Origin of the sequence: Natrinema sp. 74, from assembly GCF_046097095.1 — an archaeon.
In the GTDB taxonomy this organism is placed as follows: Archaea; Halobacteriota; Halobacteria; order Halobacteriales; family Natrialbaceae; genus Natrinema.
Genome location: NZ_CP175698.1, coordinates 1,495,303 through 1,517,745 on the forward strand (window position 1 = coordinate 1,495,303; position 22,443 = coordinate 1,517,745).

Genomic DNA, 22,443 nt, shown 5'->3' on the forward strand with positions numbered 1-22,443 from the left:
AAACGGTATCGGTTTTTCGAGCGGTAACGAGCCGCGTATCCAACGATTACGTCGACTGTGGCCGATCGCGACTGACGGCTCTCGAGCGAAACGGTTTTCCGGCCCGACGCGACAGCCGCGGGCATGGTCGGAACGGCGATCGCGTTCGCGTTCGGCGCGTTACTGTTGTATGGCGGCTGGGCGGTAGCCGGCGGCATCGCGACACGGTCGCTCTCGCCCGTAAACGCGGTATTCCTCTCGTACGTCGCAAGTCTCGTGATCGTGGGCGGCTACGTCCTCTGGCTGCGCCGTCCCATCGACGGAGCGCGCGTCGACGTCGCCGCCGCGCTCGTCTCTGGTGCGTTCCTCGCGGCCGCCTCGATCAGCTTCTACGCCGGCCTCGCCCGCGGAAGCATGGCGATTGTCTCGGCGATCACCGCGCTCTACTTCGTCGTACCGGCGATCGTCGGCGTCGTCTACTTCGATGCCGCGCTCTCCGCGACGAACGTCGCCGGACTGGCACTGGCAGTCGTCGCCGTCGTCCTCGTCGCGGCCTGAGCGGAACCACCCGCTCGAGAGACGAGCCGTCGCGATCGCGGCGGTTGCGACCGTCGGCGCTACACCGGCGTTCCGCAGCGTTCGATCCCTTCGCGGACCGCCTCGGTCCGGCCGATGAGCGTGATGTGGTCGCCGCGCTCAAGTACCACGTCCGGCGTCGGCACCTCGCTGGTACCGTTACGACTCACGAGCGCGATGAGGACACCGTTAGGGAGTTCGCTCCCGACTTCGGCGATTTCCCGACCGACGAGGTCCTCGTCTGTGACCTCGATCTCCTGAACGTCGCCGGAGCGGCCGAGTTCGGACATCCAGTTCGAGAGCGCGGGCCGTTCGATCACGTTGTCGATCGCCCACGCGGTCGACTCGGCCGCCGAGATGGTCTCGACGCCCAGATCCTCGAACGCCGCCGCATTTGATGGGTTGTTCGCTCGGGCGATCACCGTCTGTACGTCAAAGTTCGACTTTGCGAGCTGTGCCACAAGGAGGTTGGCGTCGTCGTCGCCGGTCGCGGCGACGATGATTCGGGCGTTATCCGCGCCCGCGCCGCGTAACACGTCGATATCGGTCCCGTCACCTTGCCGGGCGGTGAAGCCCTCGTTGCGGAGCTGTTCGAGGACCGACCGGTCCTCCTCGATCAGGACCACGTTTTCACCGCGCACTTCCAGCCGTTCTGCCAGCGAGCGACCGACGCGGCCGCCGCCGACGATGAGTACACGCATAGGTATCACGTCGAGTTTCTCTGCGATCTGTCTGGCGAACCCGCCCTCGATGACGACCGTCACGAGGATCACGAGAAAGACCGTGCCGACCAGCAGGTCCGCACCGGCGTTGTTACCCGGAATGCCGTCGTTTTGCAGTCGGATCGCGAACAGGGTCGCGACCGACGCCGGGATGATCCCGCGCGGACCGGCGAAGCTCATGAACAGCGTCTCCCTGAACGTAAATCGGTCCCCTCGAGTCGAAATGATGACCAGCAGCGGCCGTAAGACGAACATGACGATCACGACGACGGCGACGCCGCCGAGGCCGAGCGCGAACAGCTGGTCGAAATCGAGCAACGCAGCGAGCGTGATGAAGACGAACGAGAGGACGAGCAGCGTCACGTCGCCTTTGAACGACTCGATGTCGCCTTCGTAGGGGAGGTCGGCGTTGCCTAGAATGAGTCCGGCGGTCGCCGCGGCCGCGACGCCCGCTTCGGGGAAGATGTAATCGGCCGTCCCGAAAGCGACGATCGCCCCGGCCAGCGTGAGCAATCGGGCATTTCGCGGCGCGTCATCGGGCGAGATGTCGATGTACTGGAGCACACCCCAGACGACCAGGGCGACGATGACGCCGACGAGTAGCCCGGTCCCGAGTCGCTCGGCGAACAGCTGTAAGTAGTCGTTCAAGGTCGCGTGCTCGCTTTCAGCCATCGCCTCGAACACCACGACCGCGATGATCGCTGCCGTCACGTCGTTGACGATCCCCTCCGTCTCGAGGGTCGCCGCGACGCGGTCGCGGACGGCGACGACGTTCAGGATCGGCGTGATCACCGTCGGGCCCGTCGCGACCAGCAATGCCCCGATCAACAGTGCCATCTCCCAGGAGGCCCCGAGGAACAACCGGACCGAGGCTGCTGTTCCGACGAGCGCGATCGCCGCGCCGACGGTCGTCAACCGCAACACAGCCGACGGTGCTTCTCGGATCTTGTCGATCTTGAGATGGAACGCGCCCTCGAAGACGATGATTGCGACGCTCAACCCGACGATCGTCGAGAGGCCGCTGCTCCCGCCGAACGACTCGACGGACAACACGCCGATCCCTTCCGGTCCGATCGCCACTCCGGCGACGATGAGAAAGAGGACGCTCGGCACGCGGAACTTCGCCGAGAGGAGCTGCGAGACGACTCCGAGCCCGACGATCGCGGCGACGAGAATAAGCAGATTCCCGCCACCAGCAGCACCCGTCATCGTTGCGACTGTCGGTCCGCAAACGGTCGGCGCGACGACACTGCTGACACGTCCATTCGTGTCGGCAGACTCACCCCAGGCGGTTAACTCCTACGAGAATCGACGCGAATCGTGCGAATCTGTCGCAAGATAGTAGCGGTCGAGGGACGTGTTGGATCGGTCGGCCGCCCCGTCTCTCGATCGCGTGCAGTTACGCGTTCTCGTAGATCCGATCGACGCGGTCTTCGAACTGCTCGAGAATTACACGGCGCTTTTTCTTCATCGTCGGGGTGAGCATGTCGTTGTCCTCGGTGAACTCCTGGGGAACGAGTTCGAATCGCTTGATCGTCTCGTGTTTCTCGAAGTTTTCGTTGACTCGGTCCACCTCTCGCTGGACGTATTCGCGGACTCGCTCGTCGTCGCACATCGCCTTCGGGTCATCGGGAAGGTCGATCCCTTCCGTCGCGGCCCACGAGCGGACGTGATCCGCGTTGGGGACCAACAACGCGCCGATGAACTTCTCACCGTCGCCGACGACCATCGCCTGTTTGACGACCTCGTTCGCCGCGAAGGCGTCCTCGATCGGCCCAGGTGCGACATTTTTCCCCGTCGAGAGGACGATAATCTGTTTTACGCGATCGCGGAACTCGAGGTAGCCGTCGGGGCGGATGTGGACGATGTCGCCGGTCCTGAACCAGCCGTCGTCCGTGAACGCGCCCTGGGTCGCGCCGGGCTTGTCCCAGTAACCCTGCGTGACGCTTGGGGCCTTCACGAGGAGTTCGCCGACATCGCCGGGATCGTCGGCGAAGGCGTCCTGATCGGCGACGGTCTCGTCGACGGTCACCTCGACGTTGGAAAGCGGCGCGCCGATCGTGCCGATCTTGGCGGCGTCCGGCGGATTCGTCGAGACGACCGGCGCGGTCTCGGACAATCCGTACCCCTCGGAGATCGGTAGCCCCATCGCGTAATAGAGCCGACAGAGCTCCGGCGAGAGGCTGCCGCCGCCGCTGATGAGAAGTTCGATCTCACCGCCCAGCGCCTCGCGGACCGACGAGAAGACGAGTTTGTCCGCGACCGCCTGTTTGGCCGACAGAATCGGCCCCGGCGACTCGGTCTGCTGGTACTCGACGCCCACGTCCGTCGCCCACTCGAAGATCCGCTCGGAGACGCTCGAGCCGCTGGCCTCCTCGCGGATGCTATCGTAGATTTTCTCGTAGACACGCGGGACGCTCGTCGCCGTCGTCGGATTGACGATACTGAAGTCAGCCTGTAGCGTGTCCGGGCCCTCCGCGTAGGCGACGCAGGACCCGCTCGCAAACAGCACGAAGTGTCCCGCCGTCCGCTCGAAGACGTGGGCCAATGGCAGGTACGACATCGCCAGCGACTCCTCGTCTAATACCGGCACGTCGTCGTCCCTGTCCGGGCGCGGTGCGAACCGTTTCCGGATCGCGTTGACGTTCGACCGGAAGTTACCGTGGGTCAGCCGGACGCCCTTTGGCTGTCCCGTCGTTCCGCTTGTATAGATCAGACTCGCCAGATCGTCCCACTCCGTCTCGTCGATCCGGTCCTCGTAAGCCTCGAGATCGAACGCCTCCTCGCCGCGGGCGTAGACCTCGCCGAGGGTGCAGACGTCGTCGCGGTCGTCATAGCCCTCGAGTTCGTCGATCGAGACGATAAACTCGAGGTTGAGGTCGTCCTCGACCTCGAGTACCGTCTCGAGGAGGGCCTGATTTTCCACGACGACGCCGGTGGCGTCAGGGTCATCGAGCAGGTACCGGGCCTGATCGGGCGAGGAACTCGTGTAGACGGTCGTGACGACTGCACCGGCCGAGAGCAAAGCGAAGTCGGATTGGGCCCATTCCATTCGCGTGTTCGAAAAGAGGCCGACGCGATCCCCCGTTTCGACCCCCAGGTCTCGAAAGCCGGCCGAGAGGGTGCGGACGATATCGCGCATTTCGGCGTAGGAGATCGTCCGGAACTCACCGGGCGTCGCGGCGGCCAGGACCGACTCGGTCAGCGATCGGTCGTAGATTCCCCCCTTGTACTTCTGTGCCGGCCGATTTGCGTTCCGGTCGGCTGACTCCTCGAACATCCGCGCGAGCGTCGTCTCTCCGACGACCTCGTCTTGGTAGTCCCGTTCGGCGTCCAGCCAGTCCATATACGCGTGAAAGTTGCGCCTGCGCGATAAAATGTGCTGAAACGGGTTTCATTCACCACCGCGTTTACCGTTCTCGATCGCGGCGCTGAACCCCCACTTGTGCCGTCGCAACCTTCCGTCTCGCGGGACTCAAACTATCGATTTCGGCCGTCCCGGCGGTCTCCGGCGGCTCATTCCCGCCGTTCGAGGTAGCCCAGCACGCCGCGTGCGTTCATCGCCGCCTCCGCGCTCGACTTCTCTTCGCCCCAAACGTCGTCCATCGTCGCCGTTTCGGCGAAGTGCTCGACAACCGCCTCGTCGTCCGCGAGTTCGTCGTGCTTTGCCTCGACCGCCGCGACCCACTCAGAGAGGACGGTCGCGTACTCGTCGAGCGCCGCGGCAGCGTCGTCGCCGACGTAGCGGGGCCCGAAGTGAGGGTACAGAAACACGCTCGGATCGAGTTCCGTCAGGGTCTCGACGTCCGCGAGACACCCCTCGAGATCAAACTGCGAGGGCGGCGAGGTCTCCCTGATCTCCTCGGTCTGTGGCACCCAGATCCCGGCCGCGTCAGCGACGAAGACCGCATCGTTTGCCGGGTCTTCGAAGACGACCTGATGCGGGGCGTGGCCGGGGGCCGCGTGGACGCGCAGGTCGTGCATTCCGAGGTCGATCGCGTCGCCGTCCTCGATTTCGACGATCCGGTCCTCGGGGATCGGTTGCGGCTCCACGTAGTAGTCCCACTGCTCGCCGACGGCCGCTTTCGTCCCTGCGACCAGCCGCGAGGGGTCGGCCAGATGATCGGCCCCGAGCGCGGGGACGTAGACGTCGGCGTTCGGACAGTCGCGAGCGAGAAAGCCCGCACCGCCGGCGTGATCGAGATGAATATGCGTGACGGCGATGACTTCGAGGGCTGCCTGATCGATGCCGACCTCGGCGAGCGCCTCGAGAAGCAGGTCGTAATTCGTGCCGATACCGGTGTCGACGACTGCGGGTCGGTCGTCGTCGATGATGTAGACGGCTCCGTACCCGCTGGTCCCGTACATTCCCGTATCCAGGTAGTAGAGGTCCGAACAGTCACCGGTCGTGACTTCGCGGACGTCTCCGACATCCATATCGAGAACCCCGTCACCGGGCGGGATAAAAGCACCCGTCGCGGCGGCCTGGTTCCCGGGCGACGCCGGCGACGCGGCCGAGTCCCGGTCAGCGCTCGTCGGCAGACTCCTTCCATTCGCCGATGCCCGAGGGATCGAGGTGGACGTGCGCGTCGCCGACCTCTTCGAGTGTGCGCAGTCGATCGACCAGTTCCGACTCGATATCGTGGGCCTCGCGAAACGGCATGTCGCCGTCGACCTCGACGTGGACCTCGACCTCGAGGACGGTGCCGTCGTAGAAGACGGCGAGGTCGTGGACACCTTCGACGGCCGGATGCCGCCGGAGCGCCCCCGTGATCTCGCTGCGCTTCTCGGGACCGGGCGCGGCACCGATGAGGTAGTCGACGTTCTCCTTGCCGACCTCGATGCCCTGGTAGACGACCAGCAGGCTGACGAGGCCGCCGGCGGCGGGATCGAGCAGCGGCAGGTTCACTAGCACGCCGAGGACACCGACGATGGCCGCGATCGACGTGTAGATATCGTTCAGACAGTCCTTGGCGAGCGCCGCGAGCGCGGTCGACTGCAGTCCCTCGTTGACGGCGACGGTGTAGCGGTAGACGAAGTACATGTCAGCGATCGCAAAGCCAAGCGCCACGAGCAGCAACACGCTGAACTCGATATCGGTGCCGTATAGCAGCCCCTGGACGGATCGGTAGAGCAAGTTGAGCCCGAGCAGGGCGATGACGGCTCCGACGAACAGTGCGGTCAGCGGTTCGATCCGGTCGTGGCCGTGGGGATGCGTATCGTCTGGTTCGTCGAACGCGCTCCGGCCCCAGACGAGAACGACGACACTGGCGACTAGGTCCGCAAGCGAGTGGGCCGCGTCCGCCAGCAGAGCGACGCTGCCGAAGACGTACCCCGCCGCCCCCTCGGCGATGATTTTGGCGACGTTCCCGAGGACGTTCACCCACGACGCCCGCGCGAATCCGCTTCGACCGCCGTCCGCGGCAACGTCTCCGTCCATGGCTTGGTTTAGAGGCAGTCTAACCTTGTCTCTTTTCCTTCCACCGTTGGCGGGAGTATCGGCGTCGATTCGGGACTTTCGCAACGCTCATACGGACGCCGTGAGAGTCCAGAGATAACTGAGCGACGGGATCACGCCGCTCGAGCACCGTGACACAGCCATGACAGCCGATCACCCCCTCGTTCGACTCGAGACGGTCGCGCTGATCGCCGTCGGTGGCTTCGCCGGCGCGAACCTCCGGCTGTTCGCGATGGGGCTGGTCTCCGAGGTCCCCTCGATCGTCCTCGCCAACGGCGTCGGGAGCGCGGTGCTGGGCTTTCTGGTCTACGAGGCCGAGTACGCGGGCCACATCGGCTCCGAGACGCGGACCGTCTTCGCGACTGGCTTTCTCTCCTCGCTGACTACCTACAGCACGTTCGCGCTGCAGACCGTGTCCGCGTCGGGGCCGCTCGCGATCGGCGGGATCGTCGCCGCCAACTACGGTCTCGGCGCTGTCGGCGTCCTCGCGGGTCGGGCGCTGGCCCGCCGCGTCGGCGAGTCACAGCCAACAGGTGGTGAGACGGCGTGAACGCGGCGAGCGTGCTCTCAGACATCGGTGTCATCGCAACCGCGCTTTTTGGACCGCTGCTCGCCGATGGGATCGTCGCCGTCGATCCAGCGCCGGCCCACGTCGTCGGCACCGGCGGCGCGATCGGCGCGGTCTGCCGACACTGGGTCGGCCGACAGGTCTCGAGTCGCGTCTCGAGTTCCCGGTTCCCGCTGGCGACGTTCGCGGTCAACGTCGTCGGTAGCTTCGCCCTCGGGCTGCTCGTCTTTGCGGGGGTGAACGAGTCGACGCTGCGACTCGTCGGGACCGGGATCTGTGGCTCCTTTACGACCTTCTCCTCGTTTTCGGTCGAGACGGTCCGACTGTACGAGCGCGGGGATCGGGCGCTCGCGGTCGGCAACGCCGCGGCCAACCTGCTGTGTTCGCTCGCGGCGATCGGCCTCGCGTGGGGGCTCGTCGTCACGATACCGCTCTGAAACGCGGGTGAACAGCGGCCCGCTCGAGTCGAACTCGGAACGGGTTAGCGATCGGTCAAAAGTGGTACCGAACCACACTACCTCGAGCGATACGCTCGCGTTCGACCCGCGGTAGGTTTATGTTCGGCCTGCGTGAGACGCCGGTATGGAGGCTCGCCAATCCGCGTGGCGAATCTACCGCGAGTCGCTGCCGATCCTCGTAGTCAGCCTCGCCGGCGGAATCTTCGCGGGGTCGGTGCTTGGCTCTGAGGGGATGACCGAAGGCTTCCAGCGGTTTCCCGGCATGCTGTTGTTGCTGCCGGCCTTTCTCGCGACGCGGGGGAACGTCTACGGCGCGCTGGGCGCGCGCATCTCGAGTGGCCTCCATCAGGGGATGATCGACCCCGAATTCTCGTGGGACCGGCGGCTGGTCAACGCCGTGACAGCATCGTTCATCAATGGAATCAGCATTTCGGTGTTCATCGCCGTCCTCTCGTGGGGCATCCTGCACGTCCTCGGGCGCGAATCCGCCAGACTCGTCGAACTCGTCTCCATCATGCTGGTCTCGGGAATTCTGACCTCGTTCACGCTCATCTTCGGCCTGCTGGCGCTCGTCTTCGCGAGCTACGAGTACGGGCTCGATCCTGACAACCTGATCGGCCCGATCGTCACCACCCTCGGCGACGTCTTCGGCGTCGTCTTCCTCTTCATCGCGCTTACCGTCGTCGAGGTGATCTTCTGATGGCCGCCGCGGGTCCCGACGACTCGCTCGACGCGTGGTCGATTCGCCACATCGTCGCCACGATGTTCCCCATCCTCCTCGCGCTCTCGGTACTCGAGATGGGATCGGGCTACGTCCTCGAGGAACTCGAGAAGACGTACCTCTCGAACCCGACGCTGCTCGTACTCGTTCCCGTGATGATCGGGATGGGCGGCAACCTCGGCGCGATCCTCTCCTCGCGGCTTTCGACCCGACTGCATCTGGGGGTGCTCGAGTTCGATCCGCGGGACGACGTACTCTGGACGAATATACTGGCGATTCTGGGGCTGGCTGCGACGGTCTTCTCCGCGCTCGGGATCGCCGCCTGGCTCGTCGGGCAGGTCATCGCCCAACCGATGCCCCTCGTCGATCTCCTGTTGATCTCGATCGTCAGCGGCATGCTGCTGGCCGTTATCGCCGTCGTACTGAGCGTCGGTGCGACGTACGTTTCCTACACGCAGGGGTTAGACCCCGACGACACGACGATTCCAGTCGTCACGAACCTCTGTGACATCCTCGGTGTGGTCGTCCTCTCGGGGGTCGCGCTCATCGTCCTGAACTGACCGATGCTGCGGAAGAAAGGCAATATACTGCACGAGAAAAGCCATCGGCTACGCGGTGTACCGACTCGAGAATGGACGGCCTCGCGTCATAGCTTTGCTTTGTGACGGGAAGCACGTAAAGATCGAATCCCCGAATCCGGACCGGCGCAGCTACGCGGACGCGAGCTCCCGAAAGTCAGCCGCGGCGGTTCGGGTCCCCTTCGAGATGAGCACGTCGCCGCCGCGGAGTTCGGCGTCGGCGTCCGCAACCAGCAGCCAGCCGTCGCTCGGTCGGCGGATGGCAATCACCGACATCGTCGACTCGGCGTCAGGAACGCCGGCCGTGACCGGAGTGCCGTCGAGGTCGCTCCCCGGTTCGACCGCGATGCGAGTGATGATCTCGTCGCTCTCCTGGACGGCCAACTGCACGACCGGGTGGACGTCGATGTCCCGCAGGACGCCCTCGCTGATCTCGATCGCGGTGTCGCTGATCCGTTCGGTGCTGCTTCCCAGCTGGATCAACCCTCGCAGAACGACCGGATCCGCCGCGTCTGCGGCCGCCCGGAGCGTCCACGCCTCGAACCGCGACTGCATCGCGTCGACTTCCACCTCGAGGTTACGAACCTCCTCGGCGAGCTCCTCGCTGTCGAACAACACGCTGCTGTAGGCCAGATCGACCGCGAGTTCGGAGAAGTCCTTCATGTGGACGATCGTGTCCACGGCCCGCTCTAAGTCGTCAATATCCGGATCCGCAGCGGTCGGGGCTTCGTAGCCGTCGCCGGTCAGCGTCTCGTAGACGTCGCCGATCGCCGTGTCAGGGCCCCGAAGGAACGCCACGTCGTCGGCCTCGATCCGCGTGTTCGGCCCCGGATTGAGCAGCCAATCGCTGCCCCGCCGGAGCGCGATCGCGCGCACGCCCGTCTCTGACTCGAGGTCGATCTCCTGTAAGCTGTGCCCGGCGTAGGTCGACCCCGACGCCACGACGCCTCGAACGAGGGTTCCCGCGGCGTCCGGCAGGGCCGCCCGCATCGCCTCTGGCAGCCCCATGTCCTCGAGGACGATCTTCGCGATATCGCCGGCGGCGTCGCTGATCTCGTCGGCCGCGCCGACGATCCCCAAGACCGGCGCGAGTTGTTCGGCGTCGGCCGGCTTCCGAGCGGCCATCAGGAGACTCATTCGCGCCCGCATCTCGAGGACGTCCATCCGTTCTTCTAATCGGAGCACCTCCGTCGCGAGCTCCTCGCTGCGGTGGAGGACGGCCGAGTACGAGAGGTCGATCAGCAACTCCGCGGTGTCTTTCATCTCGACGAGTACGTCCTTGACGCTGACGGGCTCGTACTCGATCGGGGCCGACGACGTCTCGCCCTCGAGCGGGTCCATACCTCGAGAGACGAAGCCCCGCGGAAAAAGCGTTTCCCGCCGGCGGCGTCTCGGTCGGCGCGCGACGCGACCTTCCGACACGGTTTTGGCCGGGCGCAAAGAACGCACGAGCAATACCAATGCTCGACCGGACCTATCTGCGTGAGAATACCGACGAGGTGCGCGAGGCCTTAGAGAACCGCGGGGCCGACGTCGACATCGACGAGTTCCTCGAACTCGACGAGCGCTGGCGGGAACTCAAAGCCAAAGGCGACGACCTGCGCCACGACCGCAACCGGATCACCGAGAAGATCGGCAAACTCGTCGCCGCGGGGAAAGACGAGGAGCGAGAGGAGGCCATCGAGCGCTCGCGAGAACTCAAAGCCAAAATCGAGGAAGTCGAGGAAGAAGGCGTCGAACTACAGGAGGAACTCAACAAGCGGATCCTCGAGATCCCGCAGATCCCCCATGAGAGCGTTCCGCTAGGACTCGACGAACGCCACAACGTCGAAGACCGGCGCTGGGGCTTCGACGACCGACGCGACCTACCCGCCGACGTGACGCCCCACTACGACCTCGGCGAGGACCTAGACATCATCGACGAGGAACGCGCCGCCAAGACGACCGGCTCCGGCTTTTATTTCCTCAAAGGCGAGGGCGCACAGCTCGAGCACGCCCTGATCCAGTTTATGATGGACCTCCACCGCGAGCAGGGCTACGTCGACCTCTTCCCGCCGATTCCGGTCAAAAGTGCGTCGATGCGAGGCACCGGCCAGCTCCCGAAGTTCGCCGACGACGCCTACCGGCTCGGCGACAGCAACGACGAGGACTACGAGGAGGAAGACCTCTGGCTTTGTCCCACCGCGGAGGTGCCAGTCACCAACATGTACGCCAACGAGATCCTCCTTCAAGACGATCTCCCGCTCAAACACCAGGCCTACACTCCCAACTTCCGGCGCGAAGCCGGCGAGCACGGCACCGAGACCCGCGGCATCGTCCGCGTCCACCAGTTCAACAAGGTTGAACTCGTTAACTTCGTCGAACCCGAAGAGAGCTACGACCGCCTCGAGAACCTGCTCGACGAGGCTGAGACGGTCCTCAAACGACTCGGGCTCCCCTACCGCATCCTCGAGCTCTGTACCGGCGATCTTACCTTTGCCAGCGCCAAGACCTACGACATCGAGGTCTGGGCACCCGGCGACGACATGGACGACGGCCCCGAGGAAGGCGGCCGCTGGCTCGAGGTCTCCTCGGCCTCGAACTTCGAGGACTTTCAGGCCCGCCGGGCCGGCCTGCGCTACCGCCCCGAACGCCACGAGTCGGCCGAGTACCTGCACACCTTGAACGCCTCTGGGCTCGCGATTCCGCGGGTCATGGTGGCCATCCTCGAGTACTACCAAAACGAGGACGGCACGGTGACGATTCCCGAGCCCTTGCGGCCGTACATGGGCGGCAAAGAGGTCATCGAGGGCCACGAGAAGGTCGGCGAGAGCGCGCTCGGTGCCGGCGAGCGGGAGTAGCGCGGGACCGCGTTTTTCTGCCCGTCGCGATTCGACGACGCGGCCGATCCGGCACGCGAACCCGGAGCGCCGCTCGAGCCACGTTCGATTCCTGTCAGCGAAACAGTTATAGACCGAACGGAGAGTCGGGACGTATGCACGTCGATCTCCGCCAGAAGGTCGTCGCGTCGATCGTCGGCGTGGCGTTCGTCGTCGGCGCGCTGGCCCTGTTCCCGTGGTGGGTCGCGTTGCTCGTCGCCTTCGTCCTCGCGCCCTTCTACGTGAAGATTCTCCCCGCCTGACGGTCCGACGCGTCCGCACACCGAGACGGAACCGACAGTCGCCGCGGTCGTGAGACGGGGAATGGACTGGCGAACGGTCGAACCATCAGTACGTGACGACGTCGACGCCCAACGTCTCGAAGTCCGTTGGGTTAGCCGTTACAACAGCATCGTCGAGGACGTCGGCAACCGCGCCGATATACGCGTCGTTCGTCTCGACACCGCTATCCCCGCTCGCCTCTCTGTCGGCTTTTGCGAGGAGCGTACTTGCAACTTGAGCTATTTCTTCGTCGACGTCTACTCTCGGGTAGCCGAGTAGCGCGTTCTGTACCTGTCGCCGTTCGTCTTCGCTTCTCGTATACGCCACGCCGTAGTACACCTCGGCCACCACCGGCGATGGGAGCCACTGCACCTCTCCCGTTTTCGTCAGTCGATGCCCCTCCTCGACTGCTTCCGGACGGCCGTCCATCAGATCGAAGATGTACGACGAATCGAGAATCACTCTTCGAACGCCTCTCGCGCTCGCTTCAGTCGCTCCTCGTCTCTCCCGCCGAACCGTTCCGCTGCCTGCCGTGCGTCGTCGACCTCGTCAGAAGACAGAATTCCCGCGAGCGCCTCTGGATCCGGCTCTCGAGTCAATCGCCGAAGCGTCTCGAACATCGTTTCCCCCTCTTCATTGTGTGCTTTTACCCACGCGTGGTACTCGTCGGGGACGCGAATCATCTTGGCCATGCCGTAAAATGGAATTTACAGAGTCAAAAGCGTTTCTTTGGTCTCAGCAGTCTGACCGATCCGCGGTCGAACGGCTTTTCGTGTCGCTTTGTCAAGTCAGCACGTGACACGATACTACGAAGACGTCGAAGTCGGGGAGACCACCGACTGCGGCAGTTACGAGGTATCGAAGGCCGAGATCATCGAATTCGCTGAGAAGTACGACCCGCAGCCGTTCCACGTCGACGAAGAAGCGGCCGAGGAGAGCTTCCTCGGTGGGCTCGTCGCCAGCGGCTGGCAGACCGCCGCGCTCTGTATGCGATTGAAAGTCCAGCAGATGGACGAGAAGGCGATCGCCGGTGCCCGCAGGATCGACGACCTGCGGTGGATCCGACCGCTTCGCCCCGGCGACACGCTGTCGGTCGAGACGGAGTTCGTCGAGAAACGACCGGACCCGGAGCATCCGTCGATCGGCCGCATTCACTCCCGAACGACCGGCTACAACCAACGCGACGAGCCGATCATCTCCTACGTCGCGCTGGGGCTGATCGAGCGACGGGAGCCGGCCGACGGCTGACCGGCGGCGACCTGGCGGGACCGACCGCGCTCACTGCCGGTCGCCGTCGACGGCCGTCGCTGGTCGATCGCCGAAGCGGAAGAAAAACCGCAACCGCGCTGGAAGCGCGTCGAGCGCGCTCGGTGCCGGCGAACAGGAGTAACGGTTCGAGACGTTTCCCTATTCTCATTGATAGTTATTATTTTATTATAATTTTTAGTTCTTAAACTGCGCCAACTCATCCATCGAATATCAGGATAGATTTAGTTGTGTAACCTTGTTGCCACTTCAATTACAAAATGGGATCACTGGTGAAAGCGTTGATTTTATGCCTGACCTCGTCGTTATTGATGGTAATGGAAAGCTCTGATACTATCACTTGGTCATATCGGGCATCGGAATCTCGACAAGGGCGTTTTTTTCTCTATCTACAGATCGCGTTGATAGGCGGAGTGGTATCTCTTCTAATTTACTTACTATTATTAGCTACTGCTGCCACTACTGATGTGGGGGAATCTCAGACTCTTATCCTATTTGTCTTAGCTATTTTAATAGGCGGCCCAGTTTCGATACTCTATCTTTTATCATCAATAAGTAACTCAGGGCGGGACGCTTCCTTCAGCAGACAGTTTGGTCTCACCAGCTATAATCGGCTGAGTATTGGCTGGGTCGTTATAAGTTCAGTATTCGGAGCGGTGATCTCCATTAGTTCTTTTTTCACGCATCCACTACTGATATTGATCGTATTTGTCGGTGGCCCTGTGGTCGCATTTGGTGGCGTCGGTCTCTTTGAATCTCAGGGGAAAATTAACACTAAAACGGGAACGTTTCGCGTTGGATCCCAGTCGTATGCCATCGAGGACATTAACGAATTCTCCGTTTATGAATGGGATGAATTCGCATTTCTTCGGCTCTCTTTTGCGAACGAAATAGCTTGGATAACCACTCCACTAATAATTCCTATTCCAGCAGACATATATAAGAAAATAGAGCCAGTACTCGTAGCAGCGCAGGAAAATAAAACAGAACCAGTAAATCCGTCAAGTTCTGTAGAGAGGATTATTCTTGCAGTTTTCGGCGTTGGAGCGCTCATTGGCGCTATTGGGTTGGTCTATATGGGTACTCAAGAAGGTGGGGCAGTACTGTATTGGCTAGCTTCACTCGTAGGTGTCCTTGCTTTGGTATTTCTTGTAATGTCTATTCGTGACTTCAGGAAGATGGGATTTTGATCAAGTAATATTCAACTCCATCCTATCCATTATCGAATGTATCCATATGGGCCGATCACGGCAAATCACAGTTTTTCGCCACATCATAACAGTTTCCGGATACGTGCATGATATAAGCATTCGGCAAACAGAGATCAATTACGACCAATAAACAGGCAAGTGAGGTAGGGCCCCAAGTCATGCATCCAATTCCGGCAAGACCACAGTGGGGGGTGGACATAACGATATCCAGAGCACAGGCTCCGATACTACCTGAACATCTTGAAGCTTGTATACTAACTCCTTGTCTCTTTCCAACAGGTTTCCTTGTCTTTACTTCAATAGGTGAATGGGAGAGCGTGTATACTTCATTCTTATTTGTTACGGTATACTCACCAGAAGAAGTCTTATTGGATATCTCATTCCTCCAAGTGACTTTGTTATGTTCAATATCTCCCCCTATTTCGTTCGTAGCCCTCACTGCTTCTCCACGGGTGGCAGACCTAGTGAAATAGATACCATCCCTCGTTTTAAAATTGATGATCTGACCGTTTGTATTAGACGGCCAGCCTCTTTTGCCTGCAATCTTGCGGCGTATGTGAGAGGAGACGTTCTGACGGTCTAACTGAAGAGCAGCATACATTAGGGTAGCATCCTTGTAGCAGACCGAGAGATTACCAAGATGGGTCGGTATGTGGATCGAATGCGATATGCGGCTGCCATCAATATGTATTTCGACTTGAGTTGGTTCTCCTGATTTTTTAGGTGGTAGTCCTAATACGTCGAATATATTATTCGAAATTGGATTATCGAGTGCGGTCTCAACTCGACGCTTTGAGGGAGTCTTTTCTGACTTTCGTAATTCACTGTCGGCCTCTCCGGCGTTTGCGCCCGCTAATCCCGGTGTTACTCCGATCAGCGCTGAACCTCCAAGCGTTTCTAAGAGTTTTCTCCTGTTCATTTTTTATTGCGGATATTATCTACTATCCGCAATTATGTTCTTTTCACCATTGGTTAAACACTTTTCTATATTAACTATTATAACGATAACAAGCCTAAGTAGCAGAGGCCAAACATATTTCTATAGTGCCAGAATATTCAATACAGAAAGTATAGAATGAAATAACTATATATTTAATTCTTTGTAGAGTCTTATTCCTACATCAAAACACTTTTTCAAGATTGGTTTTGAGATCTTCCTTATCGCATTAGGAATGATTGTCACTACTCGGGGCACTAACCATAAAAAATAGAAACCGCAGGTGGCCGGCTACAACAGTTAGATGTAGTCGATGCTCGGCGGGAGCTCGAGCTTCATGCCCTTGCGCTCGCGGATCTCCATGATCTTCTCGCGCTGGAGGGAGTCGGACATGACCTCGAAGCCGGCGTTCTCGGTGTTCCAGGAGGCCCGACCCTCGGTCGCGCTCCGAATGTCCGACGCGAAGCCGATCATCTCGCCGACGGGCGCGATGCCCTCGACGACCATGAGGTCGCCTTCCTGATACATGTCGTCGACGCGGCCACGGCGACCCTGGACCTCGCCGGAGGCGGCACCCATGTGGTCGTTGGGCACGTCGATACGGACGTCCTGCATCGGCTCGAGCATCTTGATCTTACCGTCGATCAGTGCCTTGTGGACGGCTTCGCGGGTCGCGGGAATGACCTGTGCCGGACCGCGGTGGATGGTGTCCTCGTGGAGCTTGGCGTCGTGCAGGCGGATAAGCGTCCCCTGAACGGGCTCGTTGGCGAGTGGACCGTTGTCCAGCGCCTCCTCGAGCCCCTCGATGACGAGCTCCATCGTCTCGTTCAAGTGCTGAATCCCCTTCGTGTCGTCGATGAGGATGTTCGTCCCGTGGATATGCTCGACGTTCTGGGACGTGTCCTTGCCCATACCGGCGTCTTGCAGGGCCTCACGGCGTTCCTGCTCGGGCATGTCCATCGACGCCTCGCCGAGCTGGATCGTATCGACGAGTTCGTCCGTCATCGGCTCGATGGAGATGTAGAAGCGGTTGTGGCGGTTCGGCGAGATTCCCTCGACCTCGTCGCTGGGGTTCTGGGGCTGCTCGCGGTAGACGACGATCGGTTCGCCGGTGTTGACCGGAATGCCCTGATTCTTCTCGATGCGCTGGGTGATGACCTCGAGGTGGAGCTCGCCCTGCCCGGAGATCAGGTGCTCGCCGGTGTCTTCGTTGATCTCGATCTGGATCGTCGGGTCCTCCTTGGACACCTGTCGAAGCGTCTCGATGAGCTTCGGCAGATCGTCCATGTTCTGGGCCTCGACGGCCTTCGTGATGACCGGTTCCGAGATGTGCTCGATCGACTCGAAGGGCGTCATCTCGACGCTCGAGACGGTCGATCCGGCGATGGCGTCTTTGAGGCCGGTGAGAGCCGCGATGTTCCCCGCAGGGACTTCCTCGACTTCCTCGCGCTCGCCACCCATGTAGATACCGACGGACTGGACACGGTTCTTGCCCGCGGTCCCGGAGACGTAGAGCTCCTGACCCTTCTCCAAAGTGCCGGAGAAAACGCGACCGGATGCGATCTCACCGGCGTGGGGATCCATCGAGATGTCGGTGACCATGAAGACGACCTCGCCGTTCTCATCGACGAGGCGCATTCCCTCGGCGAGGTCCGTGTCGTCGTCGCCGCGCCAGATCCGCGGGATGCGGCGGGGCTGAGCGTCGACGGGATTCGGGAAGTGTTCACAGACCATGTCGAGGACGACGTCTGACAGCGGCGTGCGCTCGTGGAGTTCTTGGCGCTTGTCGTTGCGCTCCATCTCCATGATATCGGCGAAGTCCATGCCGGTGCGCTGCATCGAGGGCAACGAGACGCCCCATTTGTAGAGGGCCGAACCGAAGCCGACGGTACCGTCTTCGACGGAGACCGTCCAGTCGTCGATGTCGTCCATGTCCTCGGTCATCCCGCGAATGAGTTCGTTGACGTCGCGGATAACCGAGAGGAGTCGCTTTTGCATCTCCTCGGGACCTTCCTGAAGTTCGGAGATGAGACGGTCGACCTTGTTGATGAACAGGGTCGGCTTGACGCCCTCGCGGAGCGCCTGTCGCAGCACCGTCTCGGTCTGGGGCATCGCCCCTTCGACGGCGTCGACGACGACGAGCGCACCGTCGACGGCGCGCATCGCCCGGGTCACGTCGCCACCGAAGTCGACGTGGCCCGGCGTGTCGATGAGGTTGATGAGGTGGTTGGTGTCCTCGTACTCGTGGGTCATCGAAACGTTCGCCGCGTCGATGGTAATCCCACGTTCTTGCTCGTCTTCCTCCGTGTCCATCGCGAGCTGTTCGCCGGCGGTCTCGTCGGAAATCATGCCGGCACCGGCGAGGAGATTGTCAGAAAGCGTTGTTTTTCCGTGGTCGACGTGAGCGGCGATGGCGATGTTCCGGATGTTCTCCGGTTCGTCCATCAGCCGTTCACATTCTTGGACGATCTTCTTGCGTCGGCCCATATACACCCCTTTACCGCCAGCGGGGTCAAAAGGGTAGTGTTTCGTCGCCGCCGGATTTCGTCGCCTTACCCCGTCCGGACGCCGGAACGTCTAATTTGCGTGAGTGAATACCACGCAGCTAGCAACGACGGCAGCGGTCACGGCGTCGGTACCGCTATCCGGCAGACACCGTGCGTCCACCGAAATTACAGCGGGGCGTAAGAGACATACAGCGACAGCCCCTGGTATCGACACACATGAATATACGCGTACAGGGACCGGGCCCGACCGCGCCGTTTCTCAGCGCCCAAGATCTCTTCGAGACCGAACACGATCTCTCGTTGCCAGTGCAGGTCCAGCTCCGGGACGACCCTGACGAACGGACCTGGGCCGCCCACTACGACGACCGCCACGTCCTGAATATCTCGCGACAGGCCGCCTCGTCGGCGATGGCTCGCGAACTCGCCCTCCACGAATTTTCCCACATGGCCCGTCACGAACAACAACATCCGTCGCATACGCAATCGACCGAGGAAGTCCTCTATCTCGCACTGACCGGCCGCAGCGTCGAGCGCCGCAAACTCTCCCACTGCTACCAGATCGCAAACCACATGAAAGACATCTACGCCGACGATATCACCCTCTCCGTCGGCCCCGGCGAAAAACTGCTTTCGTTCCTCGAGTCGAGTCTCGCCGTCGCGGTCGCTAACCGACCCGAGACACCGCCCCGACCAGGACTCGAGCGTCTGTCGCCGAGTGCTGATCCGGAGATCACGGCGGTGAACGCGGCCTTCGCGCTGGCACTCGCAGAGCGCCACGATCTCGTCGACGAGGACCACCGGCTCTACGACCTCGCCCACGCGGCCGCGATGGACGCCCCCGAGATCGATTTCAGAGAGTTCAAGCGCCGGTTTCGCGAACTCGCTCGTGAGCCCGACGCGAGCACCTACCGCCAGGTACTCGTCGACGCGACTCGCTCGTACGTCGGCGGTGACGGCCCCGCTGCCGACTGACCGTAGCTAGCCGCGACCAGCACCGTACTACCGCCGTCGAGAGGCAGAGAACGGAGACAAAAACAAGCCACAGTACTCGAGAGTCGCGGCCAATAGTGTACGCTTCAACCCGAACGTTTATTGTTTGAGACTTCTGATTGTTGGAACATATACGTGATGCTCTCGGGAACGGACTGCACAGAAGCAAACGGGGACGCGTTCTCCGACGAACTCTCGCGATTGAAACGCCGAGGGGCAAGCGTCCTCGTCGTCGGATCCGTCCGTCCGAGCCAGTGGCGCGATACCTGTCAGCGGCTGTTAGGACAGCGATCTGATCAGGTCCGCCGACGGGTCCTCGTCTCGACGACCGATGACCCACATCGACTTCCCTTCCTCGTCGACGACGTCGATCCGGAAACGATCTCACCGATCAGCTACAAGGCACAGGCCCGCAACGCCACTGTGAGCACCCCGTCGGCCGGACCATCAACTCCCGCATCATCGAACGAGGTCGACACCCTCGCCGATCTTGGCATCGCCATCTCGAGTGCGATCGATTCCTTCGAAACTGACACGACCCGACTCGAGCCCGCGGAGTTGCGGGTCGGCGTCGACTCGCTGCTCCCCCTACTCGAAGAGTACGGCAGACAACAGCTCTTCAAGTTCCTACATCTGACCAACGGGCGAACCCGAAACGCCAACGGAATGGCGCACTATCATCTGCCGGTAGAACGGGATGCAAAGATCGTTCCGACCCTCTCACCGCTGTTCGACGTGGTCGTCGAACTTCGGGAGCAAAACGGCGACTGGCAAGAGCGGTGGGTTATGGATGACGGAGACCGTTCGTCCGGATGGCTATCGGTCGACCCGAAGTAACGTCTCGTCGTCACAGCGTCGGGCCAAACCTCGAGACGGTATTGCAATCGACCTAACCATGGCCGTCTAATACGAGCATCCGCTCCGATGAAACCGAAATTCGAGCCAACACCGAATGGGGTAGAGATAATCGATCCGATCGAACGCCACCGATATCTGTTAACAACCGGCGAATCAGTCTCGCTCGAGTCAGTGGCTACTGATCAAATTGAGTTTCCAGTTAGAAGAGTGGTTCAATTTACCGCTGATTCGGTCACGTTGCCGACCACGGACCACATCTTGGTTCGTGATTCAGATAAAACGATGTTAGCAGAAGTTCGCCCGAACGAACAGGGCGATTTCTCGCACGGACGGTACATACTAGATATCTCTGGGCCGATGAAGGTATATGCTCGCATCACCAGTCCAGTTCACATTTATTCAGACAGTGAGCAAACGTATATCAACTTTGGTGAGGTAACGCGAGTAACTCTCGGCGCGCGATCATTTCATGAGCGGCCAGCGGGGACAATTACCACGACAACCGAGCCAACGGACGTGATGGCAGCGGTATCCGCTTTCGGTTCGGCATTGAAAACAACGACACCAGAACGAACGTATCCAACACTCCGTGGCCATCCTCCCCGCGTTGAAATTGGCGATGAGCTCCACGTTCCTGAGAAGTTTAATCAGACAGAAACGGATATTCGTATAAAGATACCCGAAACACTGCAAAATGCATTCATAGTTACGCCATTAGCGTATTATCTCAACGCAGATGTAATATCGGGCTCTCGTCCAGAATTAACAACGAGCTCCGGATACAGGTATTCGATAGGAGAAGAAGATAACATCGAAACGGCGATCGCACGAGTACTAAAACAAATATTTTTTCTCGATTGCGTCGTCCGCACCGAAGGATCAACTCCTCTCTCACTATACGAGCGTGAAGCAGTAGAGGACGTACTCGAATTTAACCCTAAAACCGTGTACAACCAACCCCTCGCGGAACGGGTCGAGACTTATCTTGATATCCCATATTCGGCCTTGCAATCGTATCTACCCAACTGGCAGTTGAAGACACAACTCAAGCCAAGTGCAGAATATATTCGATTTCTCCCCTTCGTTGCGAATGACCTCGCTACCGTTGAAATTCAAGATCATTCAATTACACCACCATCACCTACCCAGAGAGTGGAAAAAGCAGTAAGCGATTTTACTCGAGCTAACAACGATTTTGTGAGACGTTCATGGTCGAAAGATGTTCGCGGCAACAAGACCATATCACGGACTATAGATCCGCCAGACTTAACAAAAATATCACAAAGGTGGGAAGGAATTGGAGATACAGAAATTAGCAGTACAGCCCCGCTGGTGGCGTACGAAAACAATATCGGACGGACTCCGAAAGACGGTCCTATCGAGATCGAGGTCATCTGTAATGATTCGAAGATGGTAGAGGAGATGAATAGTGTCAATGAGACATACGGGGATCGAGAAGAGTTGCCGTTTGATATTACAATCCATTATGAGCTTACTACGTCTGCTCTCGAAAGCGTACTAGCACGCGACAGTGATTTTCTACACTATATTGGACACATTGATGAAGAGGGGTTCCAATGCTCAAACGGGAAACTAGACGCTGTATCCATTGACACGGTTAGTGCGAAAGCGTTCTTGCTAAACGCGTGTCAGTCGCACAGACAGGGGCTACACCTAATTAGAGCAGGGAGCATTGGTGGGATCGTAACGTTAGGCAACATCGTTAATAGCGGGGCAGTTAGAGTGGGATGCCTCATTGCTCAATTGTTGAACCTTGGCTTCCCGCTCTACGCTGCGCTCGATATTGCCCGTCAGAAGAGTATTGTTGGGCAACAATACTGCATGGTTGGCGATTCTAGGACTACAATAGCGCAATCTGAGACGCGGATACCAAACGTATGCCTATTAGATCAAACTGACGACGAAATAACTGCAGATGTAATACCCTACATCTCTGCACAGATGAGAAGAGGTGGTGTTTTTTCACCATATCTGGAGCCAGTTGATCTATACAGTATTATCCCAAACGGAATTAATGATGTATCGGTGACCGAATCACAACTTGAAGAATTCTATCGCGAAGGCAAATTCCCAGTACTGCTTGATGGTGAAGTCCGATGGAGTAACGAATTACGTTCGAATAGCGTCTGAGTTTTACGGCCCCATAAAGACACCAGCATTTGCTGCTGCGGCATTCCCAGCCTGTGCCAGCAACAGCAAAGTCGTAAACAGGACGCCGATCGTTCGAGGGTGGTTCTTTAAGTGGTCTGTAATGCCCGTCATGGTGCACCCATGATGTCGGTGCTGATGTTAATTAATTTATCTCAATATACTATTCCTAAAACCGATAATATCAATATTATACACCATTGGTAATAAGTCAATTAAACGAGCTGAAGGAGAGTATGAATGAGAACGCCAGACTGAACTTATAAAATTATATTCGGATGTCCAACGGACAGTTCCGCCGACCT

Annotated in this window: 21 protein-coding genes; 12 read left to right on the forward strand and 9 right to left on the reverse strand. The window is 59.9% G+C overall.

The features are described from left to right. The first annotated feature begins 123 nt into the window (after window positions 1-123). Entirely contained in the window at window positions 124-537 is a 414-nt protein-coding gene (locus tag ACJ70B_RS07450; RefSeq protein ID WP_408959773.1) for an EamA family transporter, read from the forward strand. A 59-nt stretch (window positions 538-596) separates the two neighbouring features. Here ACJ70B_RS07450 and ACJ70B_RS07455 read toward each other — a convergent pair whose 3' ends face one another. The 4 genes from ACJ70B_RS07455 to ACJ70B_RS07470 form a co-directional block, all read right to left on the reverse strand. Next, window positions 597-2,486: a cation:proton antiporter gene (locus tag ACJ70B_RS07455; protein ID WP_408959774.1), complete on the reverse strand. Its 1,890-nt coding sequence runs from the start codon at window positions 2,484-2,486 to the stop codon at window positions 597-599. A gap of 190 nt (window positions 2,487-2,676) precedes the next feature. After that, a complete protein-coding gene (locus ACJ70B_RS07460) occupies window positions 2,677-4,623 on the reverse strand; it encodes an AMP-dependent synthetase/ligase (RefSeq protein WP_408959775.1) in 1,947 nt (648 codons plus the stop codon). Between the two features lie 170 nt (window positions 4,624-4,793). Continuing rightward, window positions 4,794-5,714, reverse strand: coding sequence for an MBL fold metallo-hydrolase (locus tag ACJ70B_RS07465; protein WP_408959776.1), 921 nt, complete (start codon window positions 5,712-5,714; stop codon window positions 4,794-4,796). 88 nt (window positions 5,715-5,802) lie between these two features. Then, the gene (locus ACJ70B_RS07470; RefSeq protein WP_408959777.1) at window positions 5,803-6,717 is read right to left on the reverse strand and encodes a cation diffusion facilitator family transporter; all 915 of its coding nucleotides are present in this window, start codon (window positions 6,715-6,717) and stop codon (window positions 5,803-5,805) included. 160 nt (window positions 6,718-6,877) lie between these two features. On the opposite strand from ACJ70B_RS07470, the gene ACJ70B_RS07475 reads away from it, so the two are divergent. From ACJ70B_RS07475 to ACJ70B_RS07490, 4 genes are all read left to right on the forward strand, one after another. After that, window positions 6,878-7,285, forward strand: a complete 408-nt coding sequence (locus ACJ70B_RS07475) for a CrcB family protein (RefSeq protein ID WP_408959778.1) — start codon at window positions 6,878-6,880, stop codon at window positions 7,283-7,285. A 32-nt stretch (window positions 7,286-7,317) separates the two neighbouring features. Beyond that, the gene (crcB, locus tag ACJ70B_RS07480; RefSeq protein WP_408960087.1) at window positions 7,318-7,740 is read left to right on the forward strand and encodes a fluoride efflux transporter CrcB; all 423 of its coding nucleotides are present in this window, start codon (window positions 7,318-7,320) and stop codon (window positions 7,738-7,740) included. 145 nt (window positions 7,741-7,885) lie between these two features. Then, entirely contained in the window at window positions 7,886-8,461 is a 576-nt protein-coding gene (locus ACJ70B_RS07485) for a magnesium transporter (RefSeq protein WP_408959779.1), read from the forward strand. Next, on the forward strand, window positions 8,461-9,042 hold the full coding sequence (locus ACJ70B_RS07490; RefSeq protein WP_408959780.1) for a magnesium transporter: 582 nt from the start codon (window positions 8,461-8,463) through the stop codon (window positions 9,040-9,042). Before ACJ70B_RS07485 ends, ACJ70B_RS07490 begins: the two co-directional genes overlap by 1 nt. A gap of 150 nt (window positions 9,043-9,192) precedes the next feature. Here ACJ70B_RS07490 and ACJ70B_RS07495 read toward each other — a convergent pair whose 3' ends face one another. Beyond that, a complete protein-coding gene (locus ACJ70B_RS07495; RefSeq protein WP_408959781.1) occupies window positions 9,193-10,401 on the reverse strand; it encodes a potassium channel family protein in 1,209 nt (402 codons plus the stop codon). A 119-nt stretch (window positions 10,402-10,520) separates the two neighbouring features. Between ACJ70B_RS07495 and serS the strand changes: the two genes are divergently transcribed. Together serS and ACJ70B_RS07505 are read left to right on the forward strand one after the other, a co-directional pair. Further along, complete coding sequence (serS, locus tag ACJ70B_RS07500; protein WP_408959782.1) at window positions 10,521-11,900, forward strand: serine--tRNA ligase; 1,380 nt, start codon at window positions 10,521-10,523, stop codon at window positions 11,898-11,900. Between the two features lie 134 nt (window positions 11,901-12,034). Then, window positions 12,035-12,181 carry a hypothetical protein gene (locus ACJ70B_RS07505; RefSeq protein ID WP_408959783.1) on the forward strand — a complete coding sequence of 49 codons (147 nt, stop codon included), beginning with the start codon at window positions 12,035-12,037 and terminating at the stop codon, window positions 12,179-12,181. An 85-nt stretch (window positions 12,182-12,266) separates the two neighbouring features. On the opposite strand, the gene ACJ70B_RS07510 is transcribed toward ACJ70B_RS07505, so the two are convergent. Both ACJ70B_RS07510 and ACJ70B_RS07515 read right to left on the reverse strand, forming a co-directional pair. Continuing rightward, on the reverse strand, window positions 12,267-12,662 hold the full coding sequence (locus ACJ70B_RS07510) for a PIN domain-containing protein (RefSeq protein ID WP_408959784.1): 396 nt from the start codon (window positions 12,660-12,662) through the stop codon (window positions 12,267-12,269). Beyond that, window positions 12,659-12,892: a hypothetical protein gene (locus ACJ70B_RS07515; RefSeq protein WP_408959785.1), complete on the reverse strand. Its 234-nt coding sequence runs from the start codon at window positions 12,890-12,892 to the stop codon at window positions 12,659-12,661. Before ACJ70B_RS07515 ends, ACJ70B_RS07510 begins: the two co-directional genes overlap by 4 nt. 103 nt (window positions 12,893-12,995) lie before the next feature. Here ACJ70B_RS07515 and ACJ70B_RS07520 point away from each other — a divergent pair, with 103 nt between their 5' ends. Together ACJ70B_RS07520 and ACJ70B_RS07525 are read left to right on the forward strand one after the other, a co-directional pair. Beyond that, complete coding sequence (locus ACJ70B_RS07520; protein ID WP_408959786.1) at window positions 12,996-13,448, forward strand: MaoC family dehydratase; 453 nt, start codon at window positions 12,996-12,998, stop codon at window positions 13,446-13,448. Between the two features lie 329 nt (window positions 13,449-13,777). Further along, the gene (locus tag ACJ70B_RS07525; RefSeq protein WP_408959787.1) at window positions 13,778-14,656 is read left to right on the forward strand and encodes a hypothetical protein; all 879 of its coding nucleotides are present in this window, start codon (window positions 13,778-13,780) and stop codon (window positions 14,654-14,656) included. A 55-nt stretch (window positions 14,657-14,711) separates the two neighbouring features. On the opposite strand, the gene ACJ70B_RS07530 is transcribed toward ACJ70B_RS07525, so the two are convergent. Together ACJ70B_RS07530 and ACJ70B_RS07535 are read right to left on the reverse strand one after the other, a co-directional pair. Next, window positions 14,712-15,596 carry a hypothetical protein gene (locus ACJ70B_RS07530; RefSeq protein WP_408959788.1) on the reverse strand — a complete coding sequence of 295 codons (885 nt, stop codon included), beginning with the start codon at window positions 15,594-15,596 and terminating at the stop codon, window positions 14,712-14,714. Window positions 15,597-15,914: 318 nt separating this feature from the next. Further along, window positions 15,915-18,101 (reverse strand): elongation factor EF-2, encoded by a 2,187-nt coding sequence (locus ACJ70B_RS07535; RefSeq protein WP_408959789.1) that lies wholly within the window; start codon window positions 18,099-18,101, stop codon window positions 15,915-15,917. Window positions 18,102-18,337: 236 nt separating this feature from the next. Between ACJ70B_RS07535 and ACJ70B_RS07540 the strand changes: the two genes are divergently transcribed. From ACJ70B_RS07540 to ACJ70B_RS07550, 3 genes are all read left to right on the forward strand, one after another. Then, window positions 18,338-19,093, forward strand: coding sequence for a DUF5781 family protein (locus tag ACJ70B_RS07540; RefSeq protein WP_408959790.1), 756 nt, complete (start codon window positions 18,338-18,340; stop codon window positions 19,091-19,093). 156 nt (window positions 19,094-19,249) lie between these two features. Further along, entirely contained in the window at window positions 19,250-19,948 is a 699-nt protein-coding gene (locus tag ACJ70B_RS07545; protein WP_408959791.1) for a hypothetical protein, read from the forward strand. Window positions 19,949-20,488: 540 nt separating this feature from the next. Further along, window positions 20,489-22,120: a hypothetical protein gene (locus ACJ70B_RS07550; RefSeq protein WP_408959792.1), complete on the forward strand. Its 1,632-nt coding sequence runs from the start codon at window positions 20,489-20,491 to the stop codon at window positions 22,118-22,120. The last annotated feature ends 323 nt before the right edge of the window (window positions 22,121-22,443 follow it).